Here is a 5,652-nt window from a genome sequence, read left to right as displayed (position 1 = left end):
CATTCTCGTACCCGTCATTCTGTTCATTGGCTTCAATACCTGGAGCCTGTACCACCAGACGCTGGCTGCGCTGAACACGGCCTATGACCGCACGCTGCTGGCATCGGCCAAGAGCATCAGCGAGCAGCTGGATGTGACGGGCTATGACGAGTCCGCCCAGTTGCATGCCATCGTTCCCTACTCGGCGCTGGAGATCTTCGAGGCCGACAACCAGAGCCGCATGTTCTACCGCGTCTCCACGCTGGACGGGGAAATGGTGTCGGGCTTTGGCGAGCTGCCCATGTGGCACGGCGTCATCCCCCAGCGCCCGCCCTACGCAGCCCTGGTCGATTTCTATGACGCACAGTTCCGGGGCCGGCCCGTGCGCATGGCCGTGCTGCTGCAGCCCGTGGCCAGCGCCAAGGGGCGCGGCATGGCCGTGATCCAGGTGGCCGAGACGCTGGAGCTGCGCGAGACCCTGGCCCTGCAGATCCTGCGCACCACGCTGGCACGCCAGGCACTGCTGGTGGCTGCCGTGGCGCTGATCGTGATCTTTGTGGTGCAGCGGGCCACCCAGCCCGTGCGCCAGCTCAGCAGCGACCTGCGCTCGCGCCCGCGCGGCGATCTGAGCCCGCTGTCGGCCCCCGCTGCGCCGCGTGAACTGCAGCCCCTGCTGGAGGCCATCAACCAGCTCATGCTGCGGCTGCGCCAGCTGCTGTCGGACCAGAAGCGCTTTGTGCGCGATGCATCGCACCAGTTGCGCACGCCGCTGGCCGTGCTCAAGGCCCAGCTGCAGTCGGCCCAGCGCGGCGATGTGCCGGCCGAGCAGGCCTTCGAGGAAATCGGCGCCACCGTGGATCGCGCCACGCGGCTGGCCAACCAGATGCTGGCGCTGGCCAAGGTCGAGCAGCTACGGCAGGAAGACAGCGCCGAGCCGGCGTCGCCCGCCCCCAGCCTGCTGGACGAAGTGGTGCGCGACGTGGCCATCGAACTGTCGCCGCTGATTGCCGAGCAGGACATCGACTTCTCCATAGACACCGAGCCCTGCCCCGTGCCGGCCCATGAATGGATGCTGCGCGAACTCACGCGCAACCTGCTGCACAACGCCATACGCCACATGCCTGCGGCCGGCAGCCTGCACATCAGCGTGCACCAGGCCGGCAGCCAGGCCGTGCTCAGCCTGCGCGACAGCGGGCCGGGCATAGACAGCGACCTGGCCCAGCGGCTGTTCCAGCCGTTCTCGGCCGGCAACGCGCGCAGCGGCTCGGGCCTGGGGCTGGCCATCTGCCACGAGATCGTGCAGACGCTGGGCGGCGTCATCGAACTGCGCAACATCTACCGGCAAGGCCTGGTCTGCGGATTGCATGCGCACGTGGCGATTCCGCTGCAACCGGCCACTGGCAAGCACCCCGCGCCGCGCGCACAATAACGCCATGACCGATATCGAATCCATGCGTCTGGACAAATGGCTGTGGTGCGCGCGTTTCTACAAGACGCGCAGCCTGGCGGTAGAAGAGATCGGCAAGGGCCGCATCACCGTCAACGGAGCCCTGGTCAAGCCCGCGCGCGAGGTGCGCTGCGGCGACACCGTGGTGCTGCGCCAGGGCCAGATTCCGCGCACCGTGGTCATTCGTGGCCTGTCCGGCATGCGCGGCCCCGCGCCCGTGGCCCAGGCCCTGTACGAAGAAACCGCCGCAAGCCTGGCCGAGCGGGAGCGCCTGGCCGAGCAGCGCCGGCTGGCGCCCGAGCCCGCCAGCAGCATTGCCGACCAGCACGACGGCCGCCCCACCAAGCGCGACCGCCGCCAGATCGACCAGGTGCGCGAGCGCGGCAACTGGGACAGCCGCTGGAGCGCATCCATCGACGACCTGGACCGGCGCTGAATCCTGCGGCCCTGCCCGCCTCACGCCTCTTCCAGCAAAAAGGCCATGCGCAACCACTGCGCATGGCCTTTTCTCATGGGTTTGCGGGCGCAGACCCCTGCGGCGTTCAGACCACCTGGTCCTTGGCCGGTGCGTCGTCCCCCTGCGCACGCGGCAGGATGAGGTTCATCACCATGGCGGCCATGGCCCCCACGGTCACGGCCGAGCCCAGCAGGTACTGCAGCATGTCCGGCAGGGTCTGGACCCAGTCCTTGGGAGCCAGCGTGGCGAAGAAGGAGCAGATGATGGGCACGCCCACCACCAGCATGGCGCGCTCGTCCAGGCGCACATGGCGCAGGATGCGGATACCCGCCATGGCAATGGTCACGCAGACCACGGCGAACATGCCGCCGATCACGGGCGAGGGAATGGCCGCAATCAGCGCCGAGAACTTGCCCAGAAAGCCCAGGCAGGCCAGCACCAGGCCGGCTGCAATGAAAACCATGCGGCTGGCCACGCCGGTGATGGAGATCACGCCCGCATTGGTGGAGTAGCCGGTGACGGGCGTGGCGCCGATCAGTGCGGCCACGCTGCAGCTCAGGCCCTCTCCCACGGCGCCACGGTCGAGCTGGCGGCTGGTGATGGGCTGGTTGATCACGGCCGAGACCGCGAACCAAGTGCCCGTGGTTTCCGCCATGACCACCAGATAGATCACGACAAAGGTCAGCACGGCAGGCAAGCTGAACTGCAGCGGGTAGTCGATGCCGGCCAGCTTGGGCAGCGTCAGCCAGGGCGCATCCGCAACCGGCTGCCAGGCGAACAGGCCCATGGCCCAGGCCACGGCCGTGCCGCCGGCCAGCGCAATGATCACCGACGACAGGCGCATCCAGCGGCCCAGCCGGTTGTCAAAGCGCAGGCCCAGCATCATGGCCGCGATCAGCAGCGCCGCCGACACCGATGCCAGCGCAATCGACTGGTTGACCGTCATGCCGCCGTGGACAGAGAACACGTTGGCGCTGAGCGCAATCGGCAGCAGCGACAGCCCCACCACGAGGATGATGGTGCCGCCGACGATGGGAGGCACCAGCCAGCGGATCACGCGGTGGAACCAGCCCAGCGCCCCCAGCGCAATGACGATCAGCGCTCCCGGAATCAGCGCGCCATAGACGGCTCCCATGCCGCCAAAGCCACCGCCCGCGCCAAAGGCCACGGCCAGGATGGCACCCAGCGGAATGTAGGAAGGCCCTTGCGCAACAGGCATGCGCATGCACCAGGCGGTCTGGATCAGCGTGCCCACGCCTGCGGCAAGAAAGGTGGACTGGATCATGGACGCCGCATCGGCTTGCGACAGCGCCAGGGCCGAGGCAATGATGAAGGGCACGACATACACGTCCATGGCCATCACATGCTGCAGGCCCAGCAACAGGGCCTGTGACAGCGAGACGCGGTCGTCGGGGCGGGCGATCAGGCGCCCTTCGTAGGAGGAGGTCGGTTCGGTCATGGGACGGAAAAATGCGGAAAACGGCCGCAGCGCAAAGACTGCGGCGCTCAAACAGCAGTGATAGCGCCGGCGGCCTGGCGCCGGTGCACGCACTCGCCCTGCACCCAGGTGCTGGCCACATTGGCGCGCGTGGCGTGGTGGATGATCTTTTGCAGAATGTCGGCCGGGCCATCCGCGCCGGGCCAGATCTGGACATTGGAGTCAGGCCCCTGGCAGTCGATGGCCAGGGCGTCCATGGCGTGGCCGGGTTCGATGCGGCCAATCGGCAGGTCCAGCGCATCGCCCCCCGCCGCCGTGGCCAGCCAAAGGGCAAAGACGTGGTCGATGCGGGTCTGAACGCCCTGCCCCGCCCTGCCGCGCTGCGAAGCGTCCAGGGCCGGGTCCACCCCCTCATGCAAGGCCAGCGAGGCCGTCATGGCGTGGCGGCAGGCATCGAACATGCTGGGGCTGTAGCCGCCCGAGATGTCCGTGGCCAACCCCATGCCCAGGCCCTGCTCACGGCCGCTGCGGGCCGGGAACACGCTGTTGGCGAAATAGAAGTTGGACAGAGGGCAGTGCGCGACCGAGGCGCCCGTGCGCGCCATCAGCGCCACGTCATCGGCCGTGAGGAAGTTGGCATGGGCCACCACCGTGCGGCGCGTGAGCAGGCCGAAATCATGCAGCGCATGCGCATCGGTGCGGCCCTGGCGTTCCAGCACATGGGCATGCGCCCAGTCGCTCTCGGAACAATGGGTTTGCACATGGGCGCCGGTGCGTCCAGCCAGGTCGCCCAGCCCGCGCAGCAGCTCGTCGGTGCATGAAGGAATGAAGCGCGGCGTGATCACCGGCAGCACGCGCTGCTGCGCGTTGTCCGGATGCTGGCGCAGCCAGTCGATGAAGCGCGCCGTCTCGGCAATGCCTTCGGCGGCGCTGACGTCCTTGTAGTACGGAGGACATTGCGACGGCTCGTCCATCGCCACCTTGCCCACCAGGGCACGCTGGCCCAGGGCCAGGCAGCGCTCGGCCAGCACCTGGTTGCCCACGGCGTGGATGGTGCCGAAGTACATGGCCGTCGTCGTGCCATTGGCCAGCAGCGTGCGCACCACGCTGTCGTAGACCGAAGTGGCAAAGCCGGCATCGCCGTAGCGCGCTTCCAGGGGAAAGGTGTACTCCTGCAGCCAGGTTTCCAGCGGCACATCCAGGGCCTTGCCGCTTTGCGGCCATTGCGGTGCATGCACATGCAGGTCCACCATGCCGGGCAAAAGGTACTGGCCTTCGGGCAGGCGCTGCAGCGTGCCTGCGGCCGCATGCGCGGCCTCCAGAGCGGCGCGGCGGGGATCACCGCGCTCCAGCACGGCATCGATCATGCCGCGGCCATCCACCACGATCAGCACGTCCTGCTGGATGCGCAGCGCATCCGGCACGGGCGCATCGAAAGCAGTACACAACAGGGCCCAGCCCCGGCCAGGGTCAGCGCAATTCATCATGGAAACGAGGCCCCCTGCCTCACTTGGCCTTGAGCTTGGCCAGGTCCTCGGCCGTCAACCATCGCCACTGGCCCGGCTGCAGGTCCTCGGTGAGCTCCAGCTCGCCGATCTTCCAGCGATGCAGGCCCTCGACGCGGTTGCCAACGGCCGCGATCATGCGCTTGACCTGGTGGTACTTGCCTTCGGTCAGCGTGAGGTCCAGCACATGCTCGCTCACCTGCTCGCAGGCAGCGGCCTTGACGGGCTTGGGGTCATCGTCGAGCACCACGCCGTCAAGCAGGCGCTGCACCTGGCCGGCATCGACCGGATGCTTGGTGGTCACGCGATAAATCTTGGGCACATGCTTCTTGGGCGAGCTCATGCGGTGGATGAACTGCCCGTCATCGCTGAGCAGCAGCAGGCCCGTCGTGTCCTGGTCCAGCCGACCCACGGCCTGCACCCCCTGCACGGCACCCTTGTTCGGGCGCAGCCGCAGCGGCAAGGGCAAAAGCGAGTAAATGCTCGGATAGGTTGAAGGTTTTTGCGAGCACTCCGTGCCCGCCGGCTTGTGCAGCAGCACATAGCCCAGCGCGTGATAGGCCCACTCCACGCCCTGCACGCGATAGCGCAGGCCTTCAGGATCGATGTCCTGCGTGGAGTCGAGGCAACGCACCCAGTCATTGGCCTCGGTGTCCCACAGTTCCACCCAGCCCTGCTGGACCAGTCCGGAACACACGCGGCGGATGCCGAACCCTTGGGAATACAGAATGTCTTGCAGTTGCATGTTCATCTTTCAAGCCGTTTGCGCCCACCATGGCGCACGCACATCGCGCAGGCGACGATACAAGTACTTCTGCGCAAACAA

5 protein-coding genes are annotated in these 5,652 nt (G+C 67.4%); 2 read left to right on the top strand and 3 right to left on the bottom strand.

The genetic code is table 11. From position 1 onward, the window contains the following. Window position 1 precedes the first annotated feature (1 nt). Window positions 2–1,408 carry a sensor histidine kinase gene (locus tag INR38_RS28510; RefSeq protein ID WP_347566778.1) on the top strand — a complete coding sequence of 469 codons (1,407 nt, stop codon included), beginning with the start codon at window positions 2–4 and terminating at the stop codon, window positions 1,406–1,408. A 4-nt stretch (window positions 1,409–1,412) separates the two neighbouring features. Beyond that, window positions 1,413–1,862: an RNA-binding S4 domain-containing protein gene (locus INR38_RS28505; RefSeq protein ID WP_013803367.1), complete on the top strand. Its 450-nt coding sequence runs from the start codon at window positions 1,413–1,415 to the stop codon at window positions 1,860–1,862. 106 nt (window positions 1,863–1,968) lie between these two features. On the opposite strand, the gene INR38_RS28500 is transcribed toward INR38_RS28505, so the two are convergent. From INR38_RS28500 to INR38_RS28490, 3 genes are read right to left on the bottom strand one after another with little or no spacing between them, the layout of a single operon-like run. Further along, complete coding sequence (locus tag INR38_RS28500; protein WP_063326716.1) at window positions 1,969–3,342, bottom strand: solute carrier family 23 protein; 1,374 nt, start codon at window positions 3,340–3,342, stop codon at window positions 1,969–1,971. 47 nt (window positions 3,343–3,389) lie between these two features. Then, on the bottom strand, window positions 3,390–4,805 hold the full coding sequence (gene guaD, locus INR38_RS28495; protein WP_242699236.1) for a guanine deaminase: 1,416 nt from the start codon (window positions 4,803–4,805) through the stop codon (window positions 3,390–3,392). A gap of 22 nt (window positions 4,806–4,827) precedes the next feature. Further along, window positions 4,828–5,571 (bottom strand): 16S rRNA pseudouridine(516) synthase, encoded by a 744-nt coding sequence (locus INR38_RS28490; protein WP_013803370.1) that lies wholly within the window; start codon window positions 5,569–5,571, stop codon window positions 4,828–4,830. Between the last annotated feature and the right edge of the window lie 81 nt (window positions 5,572–5,652).

Source organism: Delftia sp. SD018, from assembly GCF_017355445.1.
Taxonomy (GTDB): domain Bacteria; phylum Pseudomonadota; class Gammaproteobacteria; order Burkholderiales; family Burkholderiaceae_C; genus Comamonas; species Comamonas acidovorans.
The sequence above is the reverse complement of the archived record's forward strand: the minus strand, read 5'-3'. Positions and strand labels throughout refer to the sequence as shown.